Source organism: Rahnella sp. PAMC25559, from assembly GCF_050632365.1.
In the GTDB taxonomy this organism is placed as follows: domain Bacteria; phylum Pseudomonadota; class Gammaproteobacteria; order Enterobacterales; family Enterobacteriaceae; genus Rahnella; species Rahnella rivi.
Map to the genome: position 1 here is coordinate 1,364,453 of NZ_CP192543.1, position 22,881 is coordinate 1,387,333.

Sequence of the window (22,881 nt, forward strand, 5' to 3'; positions counted from 1 at the left end):
CCTTATTTTGAATCCGCTCACAGATCCTAATAATAATTCTCCGTTTCCCCTCGTATTGATTAATTCCCCCAGTTTGACGCGTTGACAACCTCTGGGGGCAGGAGTAGTTTTCGCATTTGTGGGAGCGGTCCCACGGATAAGGGATAAATCATGGATGTTATTAATGGATTACTGAAGGATATATACGCAGGGAAGTTATCGCTGGAATTTTTAGATGATCTCATTACTCGCATTGAGGTGGCTAAAAATCAGAGAAACTATTCAGCCAAACAGGGATGGGATGAAAAAGATGTGGTATTGATTACCTACGCAGATCAGTTCACACACCAAAATCAGAAAACACTTTCTGTATTTAACCAGTTCTATCAGCAATATCTCGGCGACATATTTAATATTGTTCACCTGCTGCCATTTTATCCGTATTCATCGGATGACGGCTTCTCTGTGATTGATTATCAGCAGGTCAATCCGGTTGCCGGGGACTGGAAAGATATTCGTAAACTGGGTCAGTCAACACGCCTGATGTTTGATTATGTCTGCAACCATATTTCCGCAGGCAGCGAATGGTTTAAAGAGTATCTGGCGGGAAATCCGAAATATGAAAATTATTTCATCAGCCTTGATGAAAATACGGATTTAACCGCCGTTACCCGTCCGCGTCGTTCGCCTTTATTAACGCCGTTTCGCGGCAAAAGGGGAGATGTCCGTCACGTCTGGACGACCTTCAGTGCAGACCAGATTGACCTGAATTTCGCCCACCCGGATGTACTGTGTGACATGCTCGACGTGTTGCTGAAATATCTGGCGGAAGGCGCGGAGTATGTGCGTCTCGACGCGGTCGGTTACATGTGGAAAGAGCCCGGTACCTCGTGTATTCATCTGCCAAAAACACATTTGCTGGTGAAGTTATTCCGCGCCGTGGTGGAGTATGTTGCGCCGGGCACCGTGCTCATTACCGAAACCAATGTGCCGCATCAGGACAACATCAGCTACTTTGGTGACGGTACGGACGAGGCGCAGATGGTGTATCAGTTCCCGCTGCCGCCGCTGGTTCTGCATGCTGTTCACAGCGGAAATGCCGCGACGCTCACCCGCTGGGCCGCCGGTCTTAGCGCCTGTTCGCCTGCTACCACCTTCTTTAATTTTCTTGCCTCGCACGACGGGATCGGCCTGAACCCGTTACGCGGTTTATTGCCCGAGACAGAGATCCTCGCGCTGGTGGACGCGCTGGAGCAGGAGGGCGCGCGGGTGTCGTATAAGAATAATGCTGACGGCAGTACCAGCCCGTATGAAATCAATGTCACCTACATGGATGCGCTGAGCGGGCAGGACGATCACGACGATGTGCGTCTGCAACGTTTCATGCTGGCACATGCCATTTTGCTGGCATTCCCCGGCGTTCCTGCGGTGTATATTCAAAGTATTCTTGGTTCACGTAACGACAATCAGGGCGCAGAACGTGCCGGGTATCACCGGGCGATAAACCGGCAAAAATATGACATTTCACAAATTGAACAGGCGTTGTCCGAACCTGATTCATTACGTGCAAGAGTATTCTCGGCACTTAGCACATTAATTTCCAGCAGAACCCGGCAACCGGCATTTCATCCGTCTTCGCCGATGCAGGTTATCGATTGTCATGATCGTGTATTTGCTTTCAGGCGTGGCGCAGAAAGTCAGGAAATATATTGTCTGTTTAATCTTTCAGATAAACATACGCAGATAAATCTGCCCGCGGGACATTATCGGGATATACCCAATAACACGCCCGTGGAATGTGTCGGAGAAATAAACTTAGCGCCTTATCAATATATCTGGCTGTGCCATTAATTAACTTATCAGTTCCGTTATTCCCATTCAGAGCATGTGAAACTCACAGGCCAGTGCTTGCGGCTGGCCCTAAAACTGTCAAGGAGATGTTCATGAATATAAAAATGACCAAAAAATATATCCTTATTATCCCGGTATTAGCGTCTGCGTTATGTTTATCCGCCTGTGATAATGAAAAAGAAAAACAGGTCACCATTGAATTTATGCATTCTTCGGTGGAGCAGGAGCGTCAGGTGGTGATTAACCAGCTCATTGCGCAATTCGAAAAAGAAAATCCGCTGATCATTATAAAACCGGTGCCGGTGGAGGAAGACGCTTATAACACCAAAGTGATCACCCTGGCGCGCACCGGCGCGCTGCCTGCGGTGATCGAAGTCAGCCACGATTACGCCAAAGTGATGGATAAAGAACAGCTGATTGACCGCGATGCTATCGGACACGTAATCGACAGTATTGGCGCTGACCAGTTTTACCCCGGCGTGCTGCGCATCGTGCGCACCGAAGAAGGTCAGCACTATACCGGTGTGCCGATCCACGGCTGGATCCAGGGCATCTGGTACAACAAACAGCAACTGGCCGATGCCGGATTAGCAGCCCCGTCAAACTGGCAGGACGTCATCCACATCGCTACGGCATTTAATCAGCCCGAACAGAAGAAATACGGCATTGCCTTGCCCACCGCGGAAAGTGTCCTGACTGAACAGGCGTTCTCCCAGTTTGCGCTTTCCAACAATGCCAACGTTTTCAATGCGCAGGGGCAAATCACGGTGAACACGCCACAAATGCAACAGGCGCTGGATTACTACCGCCAGCTCGCAACCTTCTCCATGCCAGGTTCCAACGATGTGATGGAAATCAAAGACGCCTTTATGAACGGTACGGTGCCGATGGCGATTTATTCCACGTACATCCTTCCTGCGGTTTACAGCGAAGGCAAAGCCGCCGATCTCGGGTTTGCGGTACCGACAGAAAAATCCAAAGCCGTTTACGGCACCATCACCTCGCTGACCATTTCCAATGGGCTGAACGAACCGGACCGCGAGGCCGCCGAACGCTGGGTGAGTTTCCTTGAAAAAGCCGATCACGCGACGGCGTGGGTATTGATGTCGCCCGGTGCGGCGCTGCCGGTCACCAAAGGCGTCACGGGCAACCCTGTCTGGCAGAACAATCCGGTGATCAAAGCCTTTGGTACGCTGCCGCAGAGGCTGGTGAACGAGTTTGCCAACGTACAGGTGTTCGGTTCCGTCGGGGAGAAAAACTTTGCGGGCATGGGCGATGTCACCGGATCGGCGGTACTGAGCGAAATGCTCAACGGTGTGACCGTCGGCAGGAAGGATCCGCAGCAGTCGCTGGCGGAAGGGCAAAAGCGTATCGAAGCACTGATGCAAAAGCGCTAAACGCAGGCGACTGAATTCTCAGGGAAGACCATGAAATCACGTAAATTTAACCATTCCGATGGACGTTTTGCGCTGCTTCTGCTCGCGCCCAGCATTCTGTTGCTGGGCCTGCTGGTGGCGTATCCGATGCTGTCGAATATCCAGATCAGCTTTCTGCAAATCCCGCTGAATCCGCGTCTCGATAACCGGTTTGTCGGGCTGGATAACTACCTCAGCATTCTCACCGATCCGGGTTTCTATCATTCGCTGTGGGTGACGTTCTGGTACACCGCGCTGGTGGTGGCGGGCAGTACCGGGCTGGGGCTGGGCGTTGCGCTGTTTTTTAATCGGGAATTCCGTTTTCGGAAAACAGCGCGTTCACTGGTGATTTTGTCCTACGTCACGCCCTCCATTTCGCTGGTGTTTGCCTGGAAATATATGTTCAACAACGGCTACGGCATTGTGAATGTGATCGGCGCTGATGTGCTGCATGTGTTCAGCGATGCGCCGTTGTGGTTCGACAATCCGGTCAGCAGCTTCGTTCTGGTGGTGCTTTTCGCCATCTGGCGTTACTTCCCGTATGCCTTTATTTCCTTTCTGGCGATTTTGCAGACCGTGGATAAATCCCTGTACGAGGCCGCCGGTATGGACGGCGCAAACGCCTGGCAAAAATTCCGCATCGTCACGCTGCCCGCCATCATGCCGGTGCTGGTTACGGTGGTCACTTTGCGCGCCATCTGGATGTTCTACATGTTTGCCGACGTCTATCTGCTGACCAACAAGGTCAACATTCTGGGTGTGTATCTCTACAAAACCGCCTTTGCCTTTAACGATTTAGGTAAAGCTGCCGCCATTTCTATGGTGCTGTTTGCGCTGATCTTTATCGTTATCCTTCTTGCCAGAAAACGGGTGAACCTCAATGGCAGCAACTAATCGCAAGATCCTGCGCAAAGCGGGCTTTTATGCCAGCCTGCTGATTTTCCTCGGCGCGATGTTATTCCCTTTTTTCATCATGCTGATGACCTCCTTTAAAAGCAGCAAAGAGGCGATTTCCCGCCATCCGACGCTGTTGCCGCAGGCATGGGATTTCCATCATTACGTGGATATTTTCAATCCGCAGATTTTTCCCTTTCTCAGTTACTTCAAAAACAGCCTGACCGTGTCGGTGCTGGCCTCGGTGATCGCCGTGTTTTTCGGCATTCTCGGCGCATATGCATTGTCGCGCCTGCGTTTCAAAGGGCGCGTCACCATCAACGCCAGTTTTTACACCGTCTATATGTTTTCCGGCATTTTGCTGGTGGTGCCGCTGTTTAAAATCATTTCGGCGCTGGGGCTTTACGACACCACCACCGCGCTGGTGATCACCATGGTCGTTCAGACCTTACCGACGGCGGTGTTCATGCTGAAAAGTTACTTCGACACCATTCCTCATGACATCGAGGAGGCGGCGATGATGGACGGCCTCAACCGCGTGCAAATCATCTTTTACATCACCGTGCCGCTGGCGATATCCGGCATCATTTCGGTGTTCGTCTACTGCTTTATGGTGGCCTGGAACGACTATCTCTTCGCCTCCATTTTCCTCTCCAGTTCTGCCAACTTCACCCTGCCGGTGGGGCTGAACACGCTGTTCAGCACGCCGGATTACGTGTGGGGAAGAATGATGGCCGCCTCGCTGGTGACCGCATTACCGGTGGTGCTGATGTACGCGCTTTCGGAGCGGTTTATCAAAGGTAATCTCACCGACGGCGGCGTAAAAGGCTGACGTTAATGACTCACATTCACAGACTACAGATAAGGAATATCCGATGAAAAAACTGGTCGCAACTCAGCCACGGGTGGCTGAACTGATGGAATACACAGACCGCCCGGTGGCGGCGCATGAAGTCAAAATTCGCGTGAAATTTGGCGCGCCGAAACACGGCACCGAAGTGGTGGATTTTCGCGGCATCAGCCCGTTTACCGACGAAGAATTCTCCGCCGAATGGGGCATGTTTGTGCCGCGTCCAGCAGAAGCGCCGCGCGGCATCGTATTTGGTGAGTTCCAGCTCGGCAATATGGTGGTCGGTACGGTGTGCGGAAAGGGGAGCGAGGTGACGGATTATGAGCTGGGCGATGAGGTCTGCACCTACGGGCCGCTCAGCGAAACGGTGATCGTTAACGGAGTGAACAATTACAAATTACGCAAGATGCCCGCCGGTGCGTCCTGGAAAAACGCCGTCTGTTATGACCCGGCGCAGTTTGCCATGAGTGGCGTGCGCGACGGCAACGTGCGCGTGGGGGATTTTGTGGTGATCGTCGGGCTTGGGGCTATCGGTCAGATTGCCCTTCAGTTAGCGAAAAAGGCCGGGGCCGCCATCGTGATCGGTGTCGATCCGCTGGAAAAACGCGGCGAGATTGCGCTGAAAAACGGCGCGGATGCGGTGTTCAATCCGTTCGGCACGGACATCGGGCTGGAGATCAAAAAGCTCACCGGCAAACAGGGTGCCGACGTGATTATCGAAACCAGCGGAAACGCACAGGCGTTGCAGGCGGCGCTGCGCGGCATCGCTTACGGCGGCACCATTTCTTACGTCGCCTTTGCCAAACCTTTCGCTGAAGGCTTCAACCTCGGGCGTGAGGCGCATTTCAACAACGCCAGAATCGTCTTTTCCCGCGCCTGCAGCGAACCCAATCCGGACTTTCCGCGCTGGAACCGTAAACGCATCGAAGACACCTGCTGGGCATTGCTGATGAACGGCTACCTCAATTGCGAAGACCTGATCGACCCGGTGGTCACGTTCAGCGACAGCGCGCAAAGCTACATGAAATACGTCGATCAACACCCCGATCAGAGCATCAAACTCGGCATCACTTTCTAAAAGGACTCAGACATGAAAATCGGCACACAAAATCAGGCATTCTTTCCGGAAAATATTCTGGAGAAATTCAAATTTATCAAAGCGATGGGATTTGACGGCTTTGAAATTGACGGCAGGTTGCTGGTGACGCATCTCGATGACGTTAAAGCCGCCATTAAGGAAACCGGCCTGCCGGTGATCACTGCCTGCGGAGGCTATGACGGCTGGATCGGCGATTTTATCGAAGAACGTCGCCTGAATGGCGTGCAGCAAATTACCGCCATTCTGGAAGCGCTGGCACAGGTCGGCGGCAAAGGGATTATCGTGCCCGCCGCCTGGGGCATGTTTACCTGTCGTCTGCCGCCGATGACCCCGCCGCGCACGCCGGCCGGCGATCGTCTGGCGATCAGCGCCTCGTTGCAGGCGCTGGACGCCGTGGCAAAACGCACCGGCACCACCCTGTATCTGGAACCGCTGAACCGCTATCAGGATCACATGATCAACACGCTGGCGCAGGCGCGCGCTTACATCGAAGAGGGCGCGCTTGAGCACGTCCAAATCATCGGCGATTTCTATCATATGAACATTGAGGAAGACTGCCTGAGTGCCGCGTTTCATCAGCAACGTGATCTGCTCGGTCACGTGCATATCGCTGATAACCATCGCTATCAGCCAGGCAGCGGAAGCCTTGATTTTGCCCCCGCGTTCCGCCAGCTGGAAGAGGACGGTTATGACGGATATATCGTCTACGAATGCCGCGTGCGGGCAGACAATCCGGCGCAGGCCTATCAGGATTCACTGACCTGCCTTCGTAATTTACTCTGACTGACAGGCCGTAAAATGGAATTTATAACGAAAACGGCAGGAACGCTGAAGGTCGCGCTGATCGGTGCAGGCCAGGTGGCGGAAAAGGTTCACGTGGCCGGTTACCGTCAGGAGCCCGGCCTTGAACTGGTGGCGGTGGTGGATTGTGATGCCGCACGCGCTCAGGCATTTGCGCAGCGTAACGGCATCGCGCGGGCCTATACGTCGCTGGAAGATATGTTACTCACCGAACGCCCCGACGCGGTCAGTGTGTGTACGCCCAACCTTTTCCACCATCAGCAGGTGATCGCCGCATTGCGGCATGGCTGCCATGTGTTTTGCGAAAAACCGCCCGCCATGGATCCCGCTCAGGCGCTGGAGATGTGGCAGGCTGCGCAACAGGCTGACCGCATCCTGGCCTACGATTTTCACCACCGTTTCGCCGAAGATGCGCGCATTTTGCGCCGTAAAGTCGCAGACGGAGAACTGGGTGAGGTGTATGTCACCACCGCCCGCGCGCTGCGGCGCTGCGGGGTTCCCGGCTGGGGCAATTTTACTGATATCACTCAGTCCGGTGGCGGACCGCTGATCGACATCGGCATTCACATGCTGGATGCCGCGATGTACGTGCTCGGTTTTCCGGAGGTGCGCAAGGTGACGGCGCAGATGTTTCAGAAAATAGGTACCCGCAAAAGTGAAGGACAGTTCGGCAGCTGGGATCCGAAGAAATACAGCGTGGAAGATTCCGTGTTTGCCGCCATCGAGTTTTGCGATGGCGGGTTGCTGCGGGTGGAAACGGCATTTGCGCTGAACATTCAGCCGCAGTCGGTGATGAACGTCGAGTTTTGCGGTGACAAGGCCGGTGCCACGCTGTTTCCGGCACAGGTGTATACCGATGAAAAGGGCCAGCTGGTGACGTTATTTAGCCGCGAGGTGGCCGACGACCAGCGCCATGCGCGCAGCCTTCAGGCTTTCGTGGCGGCGGTTCGCGGGGAAACAGTCAGCCTGGCTGATGCCGGGCAGGGGTACCGCATTCAGCAACTGGTGGCAGCGATTTATGCCTCTGCAACCTCAGGGGAGAGCGTGTATCTATGATCCAGACTCAGATCCTGCACGAAGCGCCATTTTCGCCTCATCGCCTGAATAAATACGCCAGCCTGCATACCTGCGGCAATGGCCGGACCGGCATTCGTGGCTGTCACGAAGAAGCCTATACCGATCAGCAGCGGGGAATGTTCGTTGCCGGTTTTTATCACCGGGCGAATGCCACGGAAGTGACTGAACTGGTGAATCTGCCAGACATCACCGGGATGCGCATTGAACTGGACGGCGAAAGCTTCTCGTTGCTTTCCGGCACGCTGATGTCGTATCAGCGCGAACTGCGCACCATGAACGGCGAGCTTTACCGTGAACTGGTCTGGCAGTCACCCGCCGGTCAGCAGTTTAAAATTGAAACCCGGCGGTTTGTGGCGCTGGCTCCGCTGGCGCTGGTGGCCTGCCGTTTAACCGTCACCGCTCTCGGGAGTGATGCGCATCTGTGCGTGAGCACCGGCATTGATGCCACGCAGACCAACAGCGGCAGACAGCATCTGAATGAATGTTCGGTGCGGGTTTTCGATCACAACGTTTTACAGGGTTGCTATCAGACCACCGACGGGCAGCAGCAGGCGATTATCACCAGCCGGTGTGTGATCCCGCCCGGTGCCAGCAGCAGTTTCTCTGCCAAAAACCGCCAGCTGTTGCAGCATATCAGCCTGCCATTGCAGGCCGGTGAAGCGGTGACGCTTGAGAAATTCAGCTGGATTGCCACGTCGCTTGATGCGGATGCCGGGCCGGATAATACCTGGCCGCAACGTTGCCTGGAGGCGCTTTCTGCCGTTGCGCAGCATAGCTACGGCCATTTGCTGATGGAACATACCGGCCACTGGCAGCATTACTGGCGCGCGTCGCGCGTCGGCGTGGAATCTGATGATCCGCAAGATCAGCGTGCGCTGGATTTTGCGCTGTATCACCTGAAGCTGATGATCCCGGCGCATGATGCCCGCGCCAGTGTGGCGGCGAAAGGGCTGACCGGTGAGGGCTACAAGGGGCATGTGTTCTGGGATACCGAAATTTTTATCCTGCCTTTTGCCCTGCTCAATGCGCCGGAGCAGGCGCGACAACTGCTGGAGTACCGTTTTCGCCATCTTTCACCGGCGCAGGATAAAGCCCGGCGCAATGGCTATGAGGGCGCGCTGTTCCCGTGGGAAAGCGCTTTCAGCGGCGAAGAGGAAACCCCGGAGTTTGCGGCCATCAACATCCGTACCGGTCAGCGGCAGCGGGTGGCGTCTGCACTGGCTGAACATCATCTGGTGGCCGATGTCGCCTATGCCACCGCAGGCTATTTTCAGGCGACGCAAGATGGCGAGTTTATGCAGCAAACGGGGCTGGCGTTGCTGAAAGAAACAGCGCTGTTCTGGATGAGCCGCGCCGTACGTCGCCACCATCGTCTGGAAATCCTCAATGTTATCGGGCCGGATGAATACACCGAACACATTGATAATAATGCGTTTACCAATTATATGGCGCATTACAACGTGCAGACAGCCTGCGAATACCTGCGCCAGTCCGGTCATCAGGATGAGGCGTTCTTCCGCCGGGCGGAGGATTTTCTCACGCAGCTGTATCTGCCGCAGCCGGATCAACAGGGCGTGATCGCGCAGGATGATACCTTTCTCAGCAAGCCGCAATGCGACCTGACCGCCTATAAAACGCAGCAGGGCACGCAGGCCATTTTGCTGGATTATTCCCGCGCTGAAATCAACGAGATGCAGGTGCTGAAACAGGCTGACGTGGTGATGCTGATGCACCTGCTGCCCGCGCAATTTACCCCGCACTGTCAGGCCGCCAACCTGCGTTTTTATGAGCCACGCACCATCCATGATTCCTCACTGAGTAAATCCGTCCATGCCATTGTTGCCGCCCGCACCGGGCAGGCTGCGCAGGCATTGCAGTTTTACCGTGAGGCGTGCCGCATAGATTTAGGCGATGAACCGCACTCCAGCGACGACGGCATTCATGCGGCGGCGACCTCGGCGGTCTGGATGGGGGCGCTGATGGGGTTTGCGGGGCTGGATTATCAGTCGGGCGAACTGCATTTCCGGCCTGCGCTGCCGCAGGGCTGGCGGCAGTTACAGTTTCCTCTGTGCTGGCGCGGGTCACGCCTGAAAGTGACGATCGACGCGCAGCAATTCACGCTGTGCAAAACGGATGCCCGCCCGCTGACAGTCCGGGTTAACGGCCTGTCTCACACGTTTACGGAAAGCCTCATTCTGAAAGGATCGCATGATGAAATCTGACATTTCGCCGCGCGCCGTCATTTTTGATCTCGACGGCGTGGTGGTTGATACCGCACACCTGCATTTTGTCGCCTGGCAACGGCTGGCGCAGCGCATCGGCATCTCAATTGATGCGGCATTTAATGAGCAACTCAAAGGCGTCAGCCGGCAGGGATCGCTGCTGCGGATCCTGGCCGCAGGCGGTAAAGCACAGGATTTTACCCCGGCGCAGTGTTCAGCGATGGCGGCAGAAAAAAATGCCGATTACGTCAGTTTACTCGCCGGGCTTACCACCGCAGACATCCTGCCGGGGATCAGCGAACTGCTGCACCGGCTGCGTGATCAGGGCGTTCTCATCGGGCTGGCCTCTGTGTCACAAAATGCCCCGCAGGTACTGGCCGCGCTGGGATTACAGCAGGCATTTGATTATGTGGCAGATACGCGCCAGATCGTGCATTCCAAACCTCATCCGGAGATTTTTCTCCACGTCTGTGAGGCGCTCAATATCGCGCCGCGACAGGCCGTGGGGATTGAAGATGCGCAGGCGGGCATTGATGCGTTGCGTGCCGGAGGCATTTTTGCGATAGGCATTGGTGCCACGCTGGAAGGGGCAGATTACCGTCTTGATTCGACCGACGGGCTGTCATGGGCGGTGATCAGGCAACAGTGGTTACGCCATCAGGCTGACATTTAAGGAAAAATTATGGCTCAGATTTCACTGCAACATATTCAGAAAATTTACGACAAGCAGGTTCAGGTAGTGAAGGATTTCAGTCTGGAGATCGCAGACAAAGAGTTCATCGTGTTTGTCGGGCCGTCGGGCTGCGGAAAATCCACGACGTTGCGCATGATTGCAGGGCTGGAGGCGATTTCTGACGGCGACCTGCTGATCGACGGCGTGCGCATGAATGAGGTGGCGCCCAAAGATCGCGAGATTGCGATGGTGTTTCAGAACTATGCGCTTTATCCACATATGTCGGTTTACGACAACATGGCGTTCGGACTGAAGCTGAGAAAAATTGCGCCGGAGGAAATCCACCAGCGTGTGGAATATGCCGCGCAAATCCTCGGGTTGAAAGAGTATCTCCAGCGCCGTCCCGGCGCGTTATCCGGCGGGCAGCGACAGCGTGTGGCCCTCGGGCGCGCCATTGTGCGCGATGCCAAAGTCTTTCTGATGGATGAACCGCTGTCGAACCTGGACGCCAAACTGCGTGTGCAGATGCGTGCGGAAATCAGCAAGCTGCACCACAAACTCAACACCACCATGATTTACGTCACCCACGATCAGACCGAAGCCATGACCATGGCGACGCGGATTGTGGTGATGAAAGACGGTGTGATCCAGCAGGTCGGTGCGCCGAAGACGGTGTATAACCACCCGCAAAATATGTTCGTTGCCGGTTTTATCGGGTCCCCGGCGATGAACTTTATCCGTGGCGCACTCGATGGTGAATTCTCTGTCACCGAAAGCCTGCGCATTCCGGTGCCTCAGGAAAAACTGGCGGTCCTCAATGCACGCGATTATCAGCGTAAGCCGCTGGTGCTGGGCATCCGCCCGGAGGATATCGCCAGTGCGGCTTCGCAAAATGCGCATTTTGAAGCGCGCATTACCGTAGCCGAACTGACGGGCGCAGAATTTATGTTGTATTGCTCTATTGGCGGACATGAGTTTGTCTGTCGCTCCGGCGCGAATACGGATTATCAGGCAGGTGAATTATTATCCCTGCGTTTTGATATGAATAAATGCCATTTCTTTGATTGCGATTCTGAAGTCGTTATTACAGATATTTAAAAAAGAGGTTACCCGTTGTCTTAATATTTCGCTGTCCCTACTGTAAAAGGAATTTATATAATGAAAATAAATCTCATTGCCGCCTTATTCTGCGGCGCAGTCTGCTCGTCTGCGTTTTCTGCCGAAGGCGAAAGCGTGAATAAGAATGAAGATCATAATTCACCGGAAATGCTGACGCCGGTGCCCATCGGCCTGGCGGCCCTGCCTTCTGAACCCTGGAAGATCCAGGTCGGTGTGATGCAGGAAACTGAAAACACGGAAGGTCAGGGCGATAAAGACGGTGCCTATGAACCGACGGTATTTATTAACTTCAGCAAAGGACAGTGGAATCTGTACGGAGCATTTTATCAGGAAGATCATAACGTTGATTATTCTCAGGATACGCGCAGCGACTGGTTCAATCAGTACGAGTTCGATGCGCATTATCAGTTTGCCGATAACGATGATTACGCCTTTGGGCTGATGCTGGGGTTCAGAAATTATCAGTGGAAGTATAATGAAGATAAGAAGAAAGACAGCGGATCCTACAACACCCAGCGTTACACTGTTCAGCCCGACTGGTCGGTTTCACTCAGCCCGAACCTGAAATATAACGGCTGGATGGCGTTATACAATTATTATAATAATATGGACAATAATGGTTATCTGAATAAAGAATTTGAAGGCGAAACGGGTCTTAAATACAGTTTCTCCGGGGATATTGCCATTCAGGTGAATTATTATTTAGATCGCGGATGGAATACCGGAGACAGTCAGCGCGGCGAATTCGCCAAACAGGAAGCCCGCGTATATTTACCGGTGAGTGTGGATCTCTTTTCCAGCGGAAAAACGGTGCTGACGCCGTACGTTCGCAGAACGCTCGACACCTATTATTACAATGACGACCGCGCAGAGCGGGAAGGGGAAACCGATACCCGTTTCGGACTGTTAATTAATCAGCCATTACCGGCCGGTTTTGCGATATCTCTGGAATATGCCTACGAATTGCAGCTGCACGATAATATCGATGCCAGCGCCAATGCGAAAACCAAATTCCATTATACCGGTGTCGGCCTGACGTACACTTTCTGATGCACTGACTCATCCAACAGGGGGCGCCGCTTCCTGTTGGACTGACTTATTTCACGGCCTTAAGACAACGGGCGGAATGATTGACGACTAACTGCGTGGGCACAAGCGTTCGTGCGTGCGCACACGGGCGGTCGAAAATTTTATCAAACAACACACTGCAACCCTGCCAGCCTAATTCCCGGATCGGAATTTCAATGCCGGTAAGACCTGGAGAAAGGAGGGGCGAAACGTTGTCGCTGCTGTAGCCGGTAACGGAAAGCTCGTCAGGAATGCTTTTTTTCTGATCATGGGCAGCGCGGTAAATACTCATGACTTTTAAGGCATCGGTGGCGAAAACGGCAGTCGGCGGCCGATCGCTTTTGAGCAGCACCGTTGCCGCCAGACAGGCGCTTTCCGCTGTGTAGCCGCCGTCAATCATCAGGTCTTGTTGTACCGGCAGCCCGGCGTCCTGCATGGCGTGCTGATACCCGGACAAACGATCAATCGAAACGTGGTAATCCAGCGGAGCATGCAGGCAGGCAATATCCCGATGACCGAGCGAAATAAGATGTTGTGTCAGCCGGTAGCTGTCCTGGAAATTATCGGTATCGACGGAGAAAACATGTTTATAAGCGCCTTCGATATTACCAATAACAACAACGGGAACCTGATAATGATCGAGTTGCGCCAGAATGTGTTCATCAGCCGGTGAACTCAGCATAATCACGCCCTTCACCATTTTTTCCGTTATTTTTGCCACGCACTTTTGCAAATCTTCTTCGCTATTTTTGGAGGTCTGCAAAATAACATCAAACCCCTCTTTTTCCGCGCGCAATGCAATGGATTGCAGTATTTCGGAAAAGAACGGATTACCGGCGGTGGTTTTGGTGGAGCGGGTGGAAATGACCAAAATGGCATCAAAACCTTTAGATGTCAGCGCCCGTGCCACTTTACTCGGCTGGTAATTCAGGGTGCGGATAGCTTCCAGAACACGCTCGCGCGCATCAGGCGAAATATTGGTTTGATGAGTGATAACTCGCGATACGGTAGATTTGGAGACTTTTGCCAGACGGGCAATATCATAAATAGTGACTGCCACGATATTTCACCTCAAATATCCGTATTAAGGACGGGATATTGATAATACGGGGCAGGTCTGAGGTTGTCCATGTTCCCCAGACCTGATGTGGCGGAGGTTTACTCGTCTAATTTCAGCGGTGGCAGTTGGGAAAAAATACTCAGCAGGCCTTCGCCCCAGCCTTTGCGGATCATGTCGAAATACGGGTGTGTTTCGGTGATCCGGTACTGCTGCGCCGTGCTGTAGCTGTCGACCGGGTAGGTCAGCACATCCAGCGGCAGGCCGACGGAAAGATTACTGCGCAGCGTCGAATCCATCGAAATCAGCGCGCACTGCATGGCCTGATCCAGCGGAGTATCGAAGTTCAGCACGCGATCGATAATCGGCTTGCCGTACTTGCTTTCCCCCACCTGAAAATAGGGTGTGTCATGGGTGGCTTCGATGAAATTACCCTGGGGATAAATATGGAACAGCCGCAACCCTTCCCCCTTAATCTGGCCGCCGAGCAGCAGGTTACAGCTGAAATCCGTGGTGCCGCCCTGATTGGCGCCGCTGTCACGGGCAATCACTTCGCGCACCGTTTCCCCGAGCAGGCTGGCGGCGTCGTACATCGATTCCACGTTAAGCAGATTTTCCCGCTGATCATCGAGGCAACGCCGGTGCAGCAGGCTGATAATGCTCTGTGTGGTCGCCAGATTTCCGGCACTTTGGAGCACCAGCACCCGTTCATCGCTGTGATGAAAAACATGCAGTTTACGGAAGGTGGAAATGTGATCCACCCCGGCATTGGTGCGCGAGTCTGAAACAAACACCAGGCCAGAGGACAAGCGCATGGCCACACAGTAAGTCATAGGATTCGTTCCTGTATCGATTATTGCGGTATGTCGAACATTTCAACTGCCGCGACAGTGCGCATGTCTTCGCATCCTCCACCTAACCGGATACCGCGGACCGGGCAAGCATCAAGATAATCTATGCCGATAGCCAGTTTCAAATGCTGATTGGGCTGGCAGGTGTTATTGGTGACGTCAAAGCTCTGCCAGCGGTCATCCAGCCAGGCTTCTGCCCAGGCATGCATCGCCACATGGGCGGAATCTTCAGTATAAAGGTAGCCGCTGACATAGCGCGCCGGAATGCCCAGACTGCGGCAGCAGGCGAGAAAGACGTGAGTGTGATCCTGACATACGCCTTGCTGCGCGGAAAACGCCTGCGACGCGCTGTCTTTCACCGTGGTGGTGCCGGGGCTGTAGGGCATTTTCAGCAGCAGCTCACCCATCAGGCTGCACAGGCTTTCGTGCTGTGCCTGTGGCCGGTAATAACGATGCGCAAAATCGCGGATCGCGCCGTCGGCCTGCGTCAGCGGGCTGGTACGCAAGAACACCAGCGGCGAGAGATGGCCGCAGCTGTCGTCTTCGGTGTTGTCTTCAATCTCCACCATGCCGTTGGCCTCAATGGTGATCGCCTGATGCGGCTGGTCGAGGGTCAGCACGTGCAAAACGTTGCCGTAGGCATCAAAGGTGCGGGTGGCATATTCCGGCAAGGTTAAATCCCATGACAGGATTTTCTGATGGCTGGAGTTTTGCGGGGTAAGGCGCAGGTATTGCGTGCTGTGTTTGACCTGCTGCGCATAGGTGTAATGCGTCTGATGACTGACATTCAGTTTCATTATTGTGCCTCCAGATAGGTCTGATGGATGCTCTCGGCGATAGCGCCGGTCTGGTCGAGGAACTGCATCAACCAGGGGCTGAGGCCCATTTCGACAATCTCTTCCATTTCGGTGAAACGAAGCTGCGCGTGCAGGGTATGAACGCGGCGGCGTGGCAGGTTGCCTGCGGTGCCGCCGATTTCTTCCAGCTGTTCGGCCATGATTTCCACACAAGACAGCAGTGAGCGCGGTAATTCACGGCGCAGGATCAGCAATTCAGCGATGCGTTTCTGGCTAAGTTGCTGCTTATAGAGCGTGTGGAACGCTTCGCGGGCGCTGACCGCGCGCAGCAGGGTGTCCATCCGGTAATACTCGCGTACCGGATCTTCATCGGCGTTGAGAAGCTGATTTTTGGCATCCAGCAGGCGGGCTGTACTGTCTGCGCGCTCCAGCATGGTGCCGAGCCGGATGAAGTTCTGGGCGTCGCTGCGCAGCAAAGTGCCGAACATGGCGCCACGAAACAGATGTGAGCGCTCCTTAACCCAGTCGAAAAATGAATCGGCGCCCGCCGATCCGACGCCTTGCCGGCGGATCAGTTTCATCTCGATCCAGGTGGCATTGATGCTTTCCCAGACTTCAGAAGACAGGCTGCCGCGCACGGCGTGAGCATTATTCCACGCCATTTGCAGACAGCTGAAAATGCTGCCGTGGTTGATGTTGTCTAACGCAAAAAAGTTGAGCAGATTGCTCATCGTCAGCTGTGGATAATGCGCATCGAACAGCGTGCGCGTGCCGGTCATGGTCAGCGGTACCAGCAGATCGTTATTTTCGTCGCGTGCTGTCACGTCGCGGATCGACATCATCGACAGCTTGTTAGTGACGTCCAGCAGACGGGCGATATTTTCGGCGCGTTCCAGATAACGCGCCATCCAGTACAGCTCACTGGCGGTTCTGCTTAGCATGCGTCGTCCTCCGTCGAATCTTCTTCCAGCACCCAGGTATCTTTGGTGCCACCGCCCTGCGATGAATTGACCACCAGCGAGCCTTCGGCCAGCGCAACACGGGTGAGCCCGCCGGGCACCAGGCGAATTTCCGCACCGGTCAGGGCGAAAGGCCGTAAATCGATATGGCGCGGCGCCAGGCCGTTTTCGACAAACGTCGGACATGTTGAGAGCGCGAGTGTCTCCTGCGCGATGTAATTTTCAGGGCGGGTTTTTAGCAGATCGCGAAAACGGGCCAGCTCTTCCTGACTGGCCATCGGGCCAATCAGCATGCCGTAACCGCCTGCGCCATGAACCTCCTTCACCACCATTTTGTCCAGATTCGCCAGCACGAAAGAGAGATCGCTTTCTTTGCGGCATTGCCAGGTCGGCACGTTATTGAGGATCGGATCTTCGGCCAGATAGTAGCGGATCATCTCCGGGACATACGGGTAGATCGATTTGTCATCCGCCACGCCGGTACCGATCGCATTCGCCAGCACCACGCCGCCCGCGCGATAGACGGAAAGCAGGCCGGGCACGCCGAGCATGGAATCAGCACGAAACGCCAGCGGATCCAGGAACGCATCGTCGATGCGACGGTAAATCACGTCAATTTTGCACGGCCCGGCGGTGGTACGCATCAGTACGGCACCGTCTTTCACGAACAGATCGGCGCTTTCCACCAGCTCAACGCCCATTTGCTGCGCCAGGAAACTGTGCTCGAAATAGGCGCTGTTAAAGCGGCCCGGCGTCAGCACCACGACGGTCGGATCGTTCACCGGTGTGCTTTCGCGCAGGGTTTGCAGCAGGTGAGAAGGGTAGCGCGAAACCGGCGCGATCCGCTGCTGGGCGAAGAGTTCCGGGTATAACCGCATCATCATTTTGCGGTTTTCCATCATGTAGGAGACGCCGGAGGGCGTGCGCAGGTTGTCTTCCAGCACGTAATATTCACCGTCGCCGCCGCGCACCATGTCGGTGCCGGCGATGTGGGCGTAAGTATCACGGTGAAGATCGATGCCCTGCATGCAAGGCTGATATTGATCGTTTGCCAGCACCTGTTCGGCAGGCACGATCCCGGCTTTGAGGATCTTCTGGTCGTGGTAAATATCATGCAGAAACGCATTCAGCGCCTGTACCCGCTGACGGATACCGCGATCGAGCATTTGCCATTCCCCGGCAGGAATAATGCGCGGCACGCTGTCGAACGGGATCAGCCGCTCCGCGCCATCATCTTCGCCGTAAACATTAAAGGTAATCCCCACCCGGTGGAACAGCAGCGCAGCTTCCTCTTTTTTGCGCTGGACGGCCTGTTGATCGGCCTGCTGCAACCACTGCCAGTAAGCCTGATAATGGCTGCGGTGTTTCCCTTCAGCCATTAACATCTCATCAAAAAAGGGTGAATCGGAAAGGTCAATCTTGATCATCATCACCTCACAAACTGGACAGGCTGCAATTGAATCGTTCAATAACAATGAAGATCAGGCATAAAGTGTGCCAGCGTGCAAAATGGGCTGGAAATCAGGAGAAAAGAGGCAGGGCTGCTTAATTATAGGGCGGAAAGCGGGTTCTTTGCCTGATAATGGGGCAAAAAAAACCAGCCCGCAGGCTGGTCTGGTGCATCGGTGGCGCGAATTAACGGCGTACAGCGATGGCTTCGATTTCGATTTTCACGTCTTTTGGCAGACGCGCGACTTCAACGCAAGAACGGGCTGGGAATGGCGCGTTGTGTTCGGTGAAGAAGGCTTCATATGTGGCGTTAACGGTGGCGAAGTCGTTCAGATCTTTCACGAAAACGGTGGTTTTCACGATGTCTGAAACTTTCAGGCCAGCGGCTTCCACGATCGCCTGCACGTTTTCCAGTGACTGGCGTGCCTGAGCGGCGATATCGTCGGCCACGGCGCCGGTTTTAGGATCCACCGGGATCTGACCGGACGTGATGATCATGCTGCCCAGATCGACGCCCTGAACATAAGGACCGATGGCTGCCGGAGCGTTTTCAGTGCTGATTTCGCGGGACATAATGTCTCCTGATTTGAGTTAAGGTGAATGAAAAATTATCCCTCAGTATAAAGGGTTAATCGTTGTTCAGCACCACCTGGTGCTCAAACTCTTTCTCGCAATACTTACATTTCAGGTGCACGCCGTCAGCACGCTGTTTCACCGCAAAACTGGAATCCACCGGCTCAAAGCGGCTGATGCAGTTGCCGTTCGGACAGCGTAAAACGCCCACAATCCGGTCCGGCAGCGTCGGCATCAGTTTCTTCACCACTTCATAATCATCAATGCGATTTACCGTCGCGCGCGGGGCGTACACCGCCAGCTGATTGACCTGCTCGTCGGTCAGAAACGTATTCTCGATTTTGATGATGTCTTTGCGGCCAAGTTCGCCGGACGGCAGGTTCAGGCCGACGGTGACGCGTTGTTCCGTCTGGGTAAATTTGAACAGAGACAGCAGCTTAAACCCGACCTGCGCGGGAATATGGTCGATCACCGTACCGCATTTGATCGCTTCAACCTGAAGTTTATTGTCGTGAGTCATGATCGTTTCTCCTCAAGTTTATTGGGCAGTGTCTGCGTTAAGCACCAGTGCCAGCAACGCCTGGCGCGCAAAAATGCCGTTTCCGGCCTGCTGGAAATACCAGGCGTAAGGCGTTTTATCGACATCCGGCGTGATCTCGTCAATACGCGGCAGCGGATGCAGCACTTTCAGATGCGGCTGAGCATGGGTCAGATCGGCGGCGCGTAACACAAACTGCGCCTTCACATTGGCGTACTCTGAGGGATCAAGACGCTCTTTCTGCACGCGGGTCATGTACAGAATATCGATGTCCGGCACGACCTCCTCGATGCTGCTATGCAGGCTGTATTCAATCCCTTTCTCTTCCAGCAGCGCCAGAATGTAGCCCGGCATCGCCAGTGCGTCCGGGGCGATAAAGTAGAAACGGTTGCCGTTAAATTTCGCCAGCGCCTGCGCCAGGGAATGCACCGTGCGGCCATATTTCAGGTCGCCGACCATGGCGATGTTGATGTTATCCAGGCGGCCCTGTGTTTCCTGAATAGTGAACAAGTCCAGCAGGGTTTGGGTCGGATGCTGATTCGCACCGTCACCGGCGTTCAGTACCGGAATGTTGCCGGAGAATTCAGTGGCCAGACGCGCCGCGCCTTCCTGCGGATGGCGCATCACAATGGCATCGACGTAGGTGCTGATCACCGAAATGGTGTCGGCCAGCGTCTCGCCTTTTTTGCCAAGCGACGTGTTGCTGCTGTCCGAGAACCCGACCACCGACGCACCGAGGCGGTGAACGGAGGCTTCAAACGACAGGCGCGTGCGGGTGGACGCTTCAAAGAAACAGCTGGCGATGACTTTGTGTTTCAACAATTCAGGCTGCGGACTGGCTTTCAGGCTGGCGGCGGTCTCGAGCACCAGCTCGAGCTCCTCGCGGCTGAGATCGTTAATTGAAATGATGTCTTTTAGATACAGCGGATTCGCCATCGTCATTCTCCTGTTTCTTTGTGCTTAAAAGATGTGCTTGCAGTGGCTGCACACTCAAATTTCGGACAAAAAAAAGCCCCTGCAATGAGGGGCCTTTCTTTTTGATCAACTGAACGCTGACCAGCAATACAACGGAAGAACAACGGCAGCGGGCTGCCTGATGGCACGGTGTCTGGTCGATCGTCTGAGCGCAAAACGTGGCAAATGTTCATGGGTTCTCCCGGCAAATTGTGGCGCATTATACGCGCGTAACCGGCGACATCAAGCGGAAAATCGCCCGCAGGCAAACGTTTGGCTGTGGCCGGATCCGCAGGCAAAAAGTGTTAACTGGATCAAGGGGCGCAGGGCAAGAGTGCATTATCATGTTCCAACATTGAAACATCATTTCATTTTTACTACAGCAAAGGGAAAATCATGATTACCGGTAATATTCATCAGTTACATTTAGTCCCCTATCTGCCTGCCGCGCTGCGAGAAGCGATCGAATTCGTCAAACAGAACATCAACGCCGATACCCCGCTGGGTAAACACGATATCTGTGGCGATGACGTTTTCGTGCTGATTTCCAATGATTCAACGGCACCTCAGGCAGAACGCCGCGCCGAGTTTCATGCGCGTTATCTGGATATTCAGATTATCCTCAATGGGACTGAAGGCATGACTTTCAGCAACTTACCGGCAGGGTACGTTGACACCGACTGGCTGGCCGACAAGGACATCGCGTTTCTGGCTGCCGGTGAACAGGAAAAAACCATGATCATGCAAACCGGCGATTTCGTGGTGTTTTATCCGGGCGAAGTGCATAAACCGCTGTGCGCCGTTGGCGAACCGGCCAACGTGCGCAAAGCCGTGGTGAAAATGGACGCCAGCGTGTTACCCGCTTAACGCTCTGCAGGCTGACGTTTAGTACGTTTAAACAATTTCATCCGCCAGCGACGCAGTCTTCCGAGGCGTTCTGGCGCTTTCAGTTTGTGTTTGATCCACACCACCTGCCACGGCTGGAGTCGCGTCTGCCCGTTAAACACGTCCCCGCCAATCAGATCCTTGCCTTCTACCGCCAGTTTCAGCACCTGTGAACGGCTGCTGATGTTAAACACGCAGGTTATGCGGTCTTCTGTTTTCGGATCATAGCGTTCCATAGCAAACAGCGATTTCCCGAGGTCAAACACCCGCTGACCAGCCTGTGGCGAGAACGCCGGATGGGCGCGCCGGTGCCTTATCAGTGCCTGTAAGCCCTCGAAAACCCGCGCGGGCAAACTGTCTTTCTTTTCCAGTTCGGCCTCAATTTTACTCAGATCCAGCTTTTTACGGTTGATGCGCCGGTTGATCCCGGACTGATGCATGCCGTCGAGATCGTTTTCGCTGCCCAGCAGGCTGTGGATATAAATCGCCGGAACGCCGATGAACGACAACAACAGCGCCTGCGCCGCCAGGAACTTGCGCGCTTTCATTTCGACGCTGTCTTCCGGCTCGGTCAGTGCGCTCAGGTAATTGATATTCAGCTCATAAGGAGAATGGGTGCCGTCGCCGTTGTCTTTGTAGGAGACGCGCCCCTCTTTGCGCAGCGTTTCCTGCGCCATGTATTTGCGTTCTTCATCGCTGAGAAAGGTTTCTGTCGGGCGCAGGCCGATCCCGTCGTGGCTGGCGAGGAAGTTGAAATACGTGGTGTCAGGGTAGCGCGCTTCGGCATTCAGGCTCTGTGCCCAGCGGGTGAGTGTGGTGGTGTCTTCGCGTAAAAACGCATGCAGCGTCAGCGGCGGCAGCGGGAACTGATACACCATGTGCGCCTCATCGCCTTCACCGAAATAACTGATGTTTTCGTGATGCGGAACGTTGGTTTCGGTAATCAACCGCGTGCCGGGGATCACTTCATCCAGAATCGTGCGCCACACTTTGATGATGTTGTGCGCCTGTGGCAGGTGAATACAGGAGGTTCCGGCTTCCTTCCAGATATACCCGATGGCATCGAGGCGAATCGACTGCCCGCCGCTCGCCGCGTATTGCAGCAGCACGTCGATGCTTTCCAGCAGGACCTGCGGATTTTTGAAATTAATGTCCACCTGATCTTCGCTGAAGGTTGTCCACAGATACAGCTCGGTGCCGTCGGCTTTGATAAAGGGAGAGAGCAGCGGCGAAGCGCGCGGGCGCACAACGCGGCTGTAATCGAGTTCAGGGTTGGCGTCGATGAAATACCCTTTGTAATAGGGATCGTCGTGCAGATAGCCTTTCATCCAGTCGCTTGAACGCGAGATGTGATTAATCACGCAGTCGAACATCAGATTAAAGTTCTCTGACAGGTGATGAATGTCAGACCATCCTCCGAGATTTTCGTCGATTCGCCGGTAGTCGATCACGCTGAAGCCGTCATCCGAGCTGTACGGGTACATCGGCAAAATATGTATGTCGCTGATAATGTCGCGCAAATAGGTGTTAGCAAAATGATTCAGCGTTGCCAGCGGCGGTTGCTTGCCCTGGCGGATATTATCGCCATAGGTAATCAGATAAATATTCGTACCGTCCACCCAGCCGGTGGTGCGGTGTTTGCCGTAATCCCATTTGTTGGCGAGATGCAGAATTTTTTTCAGCAGATCGGCGATGTGTTCCCTGGGGTAAATCCTGCTTAACAGGCTTTCCAGCCGCAGGACATACTCAAGATTTACTGAGCTCATATCG

At 54.4% G+C, this 22,881-nt stretch carries 21 protein-coding genes; 12 read left to right on the top strand and 9 right to left on the bottom strand.

Annotated features, from left to right (window positions below; all coding sequences use genetic code 11):
- Positions 1-150: 150 nt before the first annotated feature.
- The 11 genes from ACQZQY_RS07660 (at position 151) to ACQZQY_RS07710 (ending at position 13,030) form a co-directional block, all read left to right on the top strand.
- A complete protein-coding gene (locus tag ACQZQY_RS07660) occupies positions 151-1,830 on the top strand; it encodes an alpha-amylase family glycosyl hydrolase (protein ID WP_431296865.1) in 1,680 nt (559 codons plus the stop codon).
- A gap of 104 nt (positions 1,831-1,934) precedes the next feature.
- Positions 1,935-3,227 carry an ABC transporter substrate-binding protein gene (locus ACQZQY_RS07665; RefSeq protein WP_431297166.1) on the top strand — a complete coding sequence of 431 codons (1,293 nt, stop codon included), beginning with the start codon at positions 1,935-1,937 and terminating at the stop codon, positions 3,225-3,227.
- A 30-nt stretch (positions 3,228-3,257) separates the two neighbouring features.
- Positions 3,258-4,139, top strand: coding sequence for a carbohydrate ABC transporter permease (locus ACQZQY_RS07670; protein WP_390974120.1), 882 nt, complete (start codon positions 3,258-3,260; stop codon positions 4,137-4,139).
- Positions 4,126-4,971, top strand: coding sequence for a carbohydrate ABC transporter permease (locus ACQZQY_RS07675; protein ID WP_056776435.1), 846 nt, complete (start codon positions 4,126-4,128; stop codon positions 4,969-4,971). Before ACQZQY_RS07670 ends, ACQZQY_RS07675 begins: the two co-directional genes overlap by 14 nt.
- Positions 4,972-5,014: 43 nt before the next feature.
- Complete coding sequence (locus ACQZQY_RS07680; protein ID WP_431296866.1) at positions 5,015-6,067, top strand: zinc-dependent alcohol dehydrogenase; 1,053 nt, start codon at positions 5,015-5,017, stop codon at positions 6,065-6,067.
- Between the two features lie 12 nt (positions 6,068-6,079).
- Positions 6,080-6,871, top strand: a complete 792-nt coding sequence (locus tag ACQZQY_RS07685) for a sugar phosphate isomerase/epimerase family protein (protein WP_056776443.1) — start codon at positions 6,080-6,082, stop codon at positions 6,869-6,871.
- A 15-nt stretch (positions 6,872-6,886) separates the two neighbouring features.
- Positions 6,887-7,945: a Gfo/Idh/MocA family protein gene (locus tag ACQZQY_RS07690; protein ID WP_431296867.1), complete on the top strand. Its 1,059-nt coding sequence runs from the start codon at positions 6,887-6,889 to the stop codon at positions 7,943-7,945.
- Positions 7,942-10,188: a glycoside hydrolase family 65 protein gene (locus tag ACQZQY_RS07695; protein ID WP_431296868.1), complete on the top strand. Its 2,247-nt coding sequence runs from the start codon at positions 7,942-7,944 to the stop codon at positions 10,186-10,188. The genes ACQZQY_RS07690 and ACQZQY_RS07695 overlap by 4 nt, the downstream gene beginning before the upstream one ends.
- Entirely contained in the window at positions 10,178-10,861 is a 684-nt protein-coding gene (gene pgmB, locus ACQZQY_RS07700; protein ID WP_431297167.1) for a beta-phosphoglucomutase, read from the top strand. Before ACQZQY_RS07695 ends, pgmB begins: the two co-directional genes overlap by 11 nt.
- Before the next feature lie 9 nt (positions 10,862-10,870).
- Positions 10,871-11,959 carry an ABC transporter ATP-binding protein gene (locus tag ACQZQY_RS07705; RefSeq protein WP_431296869.1) on the top strand — a complete coding sequence of 363 codons (1,089 nt, stop codon included), beginning with the start codon at positions 10,871-10,873 and terminating at the stop codon, positions 11,957-11,959.
- Between the two features lie 60 nt (positions 11,960-12,019).
- Complete coding sequence (locus ACQZQY_RS07710) at positions 12,020-13,030, top strand: OmpG family monomeric porin (RefSeq protein WP_431296870.1); 1,011 nt, start codon at positions 12,020-12,022, stop codon at positions 13,028-13,030.
- 46 nt (positions 13,031-13,076) lie between these two features.
- Here the strand turns inward: ACQZQY_RS07710 and ACQZQY_RS07715 are convergent, their stop codons facing one another.
- The 8 genes from ACQZQY_RS07715 to pyrB form a co-directional block, all read right to left on the bottom strand.
- Positions 13,077-14,108, bottom strand: coding sequence for a LacI family DNA-binding transcriptional regulator (locus tag ACQZQY_RS07715; protein ID WP_431296871.1), 1,032 nt, complete (start codon positions 14,106-14,108; stop codon positions 13,077-13,079).
- A gap of 98 nt (positions 14,109-14,206) precedes the next feature.
- Positions 14,207-14,938: a peptidase gene (locus tag ACQZQY_RS07720; protein ID WP_431296872.1), complete on the bottom strand. Its 732-nt coding sequence runs from the start codon at positions 14,936-14,938 to the stop codon at positions 14,207-14,209.
- A gap of 20 nt (positions 14,939-14,958) precedes the next feature.
- The gene (locus ACQZQY_RS07725) at positions 14,959-15,753 is read right to left on the bottom strand and encodes a transglutaminase family protein (RefSeq protein WP_056776478.1); all 795 of its coding nucleotides are present in this window, start codon (positions 15,751-15,753) and stop codon (positions 14,959-14,961) included.
- Entirely contained in the window at positions 15,753-16,694 is a 942-nt protein-coding gene (locus tag ACQZQY_RS07730; RefSeq protein WP_056776481.1) for an alpha-E domain-containing protein, read from the bottom strand. Before ACQZQY_RS07730 ends, ACQZQY_RS07725 begins: the two co-directional genes overlap by 1 nt.
- The gene (locus ACQZQY_RS07735) at positions 16,688-18,139 is read right to left on the bottom strand and encodes a circularly permuted type 2 ATP-grasp protein (RefSeq protein WP_056776484.1); all 1,452 of its coding nucleotides are present in this window, start codon (positions 18,137-18,139) and stop codon (positions 16,688-16,690) included. Before ACQZQY_RS07735 ends, ACQZQY_RS07730 begins: the two co-directional genes overlap by 7 nt.
- Before the next feature lie 208 nt (positions 18,140-18,347).
- Positions 18,348-18,734 carry a 2-iminobutanoate/2-iminopropanoate deaminase gene (ridA, locus tag ACQZQY_RS07740; protein WP_056776488.1) on the bottom strand — a complete coding sequence of 129 codons (387 nt, stop codon included), beginning with the start codon at positions 18,732-18,734 and terminating at the stop codon, positions 18,348-18,350.
- A 55-nt stretch (positions 18,735-18,789) separates the two neighbouring features.
- The gene (pyrI, locus tag ACQZQY_RS07745; RefSeq protein WP_056776493.1) at positions 18,790-19,254 is read right to left on the bottom strand and encodes an aspartate carbamoyltransferase regulatory subunit; all 465 of its coding nucleotides are present in this window, start codon (positions 19,252-19,254) and stop codon (positions 18,790-18,792) included.
- Positions 19,255-19,272: 18 nt separating this feature from the next.
- Positions 19,273-20,208, bottom strand: a complete 936-nt coding sequence (gene pyrB / locus ACQZQY_RS07750) for an aspartate carbamoyltransferase (RefSeq protein ID WP_056776496.1) — start codon at positions 20,206-20,208, stop codon at positions 19,273-19,275.
- A gap of 414 nt (positions 20,209-20,622) precedes the next feature.
- Here pyrB and ACQZQY_RS07755 point away from each other — a divergent pair, with 414 nt between their 5' ends.
- A complete protein-coding gene (locus tag ACQZQY_RS07755) occupies positions 20,623-21,093 on the top strand; it encodes a YhcH/YjgK/YiaL family protein (RefSeq protein WP_122094391.1) in 471 nt (156 codons plus the stop codon).
- On the opposite strand, the gene ACQZQY_RS07760 is transcribed toward ACQZQY_RS07755, so the two are convergent.
- Complete coding sequence (locus ACQZQY_RS07760) at positions 21,090-22,877, bottom strand: sugar phosphorylase (protein WP_431296873.1); 1,788 nt, start codon at positions 22,875-22,877, stop codon at positions 21,090-21,092. The two genes, ACQZQY_RS07755 and ACQZQY_RS07760, sit on opposite strands and share 4 nt — an antisense overlap.
- Positions 22,878-22,881 lie beyond the last annotated feature (4 nt).

What these genes read in the sequence shown, in the direction of transcription:
- ACQZQY_RS07660 (WP_431296865.1), top strand. Translation starts at nt 151, where the DNA reads ATGGATGTTATTAATGGATTACTGAAGGATATATACGCAGGGAAGTTA.
- ACQZQY_RS07665 (WP_431297166.1), top strand. Translation starts at nt 1,935, where the DNA reads ATGACCAAAAAATATATCCTTATTATCCCGGTATTAGCGTCTGCGTTA.
- ACQZQY_RS07670 (WP_390974120.1), top strand. Translation starts at nt 3,258, where the DNA reads ATGAAATCACGTAAATTTAACCATTCCGATGGACGTTTTGCGCTGCTT.
- ACQZQY_RS07675 (WP_056776435.1), top strand. Translation starts at nt 4,126, where the DNA reads ATGGCAGCAACTAATCGCAAGATCCTGCGCAAAGCGGGCTTTTATGCC.
- ACQZQY_RS07680 (WP_431296866.1), top strand. Translation starts at nt 5,015, where the DNA reads ATGAAAAAACTGGTCGCAACTCAGCCACGGGTGGCTGAACTGATGGAA.
- ACQZQY_RS07685 (WP_056776443.1), top strand. Translation starts at nt 6,080, where the DNA reads ATGAAAATCGGCACACAAAATCAGGCATTCTTTCCGGAAAATATTCTG.
- ACQZQY_RS07690 (WP_431296867.1), top strand. Translation starts at nt 6,887, where the DNA reads ATGGAATTTATAACGAAAACGGCAGGAACGCTGAAGGTCGCGCTGATC.
- ACQZQY_RS07695 (WP_431296868.1), top strand. Translation starts at nt 7,942, where the DNA reads ATGATCCAGACTCAGATCCTGCACGAAGCGCCATTTTCGCCTCATCGC.
- pgmB (WP_431297167.1), top strand. Translation starts at nt 10,178, where the DNA reads ATGAAATCTGACATTTCGCCGCGCGCCGTCATTTTTGATCTCGACGGC.
- ACQZQY_RS07705 (WP_431296869.1), top strand. Translation starts at nt 10,871, where the DNA reads ATGGCTCAGATTTCACTGCAACATATTCAGAAAATTTACGACAAGCAG.
- ACQZQY_RS07710 (WP_431296870.1), top strand. Translation starts at nt 12,020, where the DNA reads ATGAAAATAAATCTCATTGCCGCCTTATTCTGCGGCGCAGTCTGCTCG.
- ACQZQY_RS07720 (WP_431296872.1), bottom strand. Translation starts at nt 14,938, where the DNA reads ATGACTTACTGTGTGGCCATGCGCTTGTCCTCTGGCCTGGTGTTTGTT.
- ACQZQY_RS07725 (WP_056776478.1), bottom strand. Translation starts at nt 15,753, where the DNA reads ATGAAACTGAATGTCAGTCATCAGACGCATTACACCTATGCGCAGCAG.
- ACQZQY_RS07730 (WP_056776481.1), bottom strand. Translation starts at nt 16,694, where the DNA reads ATGCTAAGCAGAACCGCCAGTGAGCTGTACTGGATGGCGCGTTATCTG.
- ACQZQY_RS07735 (WP_056776484.1), bottom strand. Translation starts at nt 18,139, where the DNA reads ATGATCAAGATTGACCTTTCCGATTCACCCTTTTTTGATGAGATGTTA.
- ridA (WP_056776488.1), bottom strand. Translation starts at nt 18,734, where the DNA reads ATGTCCCGCGAAATCAGCACTGAAAACGCTCCGGCAGCCATCGGTCCT.
- pyrI (WP_056776493.1), bottom strand. Translation starts at nt 19,254, where the DNA reads ATGACTCACGACAATAAACTTCAGGTTGAAGCGATCAAATGCGGTACG.
- pyrB (WP_056776496.1), bottom strand. Translation starts at nt 20,208, where the DNA reads ATGGCGAATCCGCTGTATCTAAAAGACATCATTTCAATTAACGATCTC.
- ACQZQY_RS07755 (WP_122094391.1), top strand. Translation starts at nt 20,623, where the DNA reads ATGATTACCGGTAATATTCATCAGTTACATTTAGTCCCCTATCTGCCT.
- ACQZQY_RS07760 (WP_431296873.1), bottom strand. Translation starts at nt 22,877, where the DNA reads ATGAGCTCAGTAAATCTTGAGTATGTCCTGCGGCTGGAAAGCCTGTTA.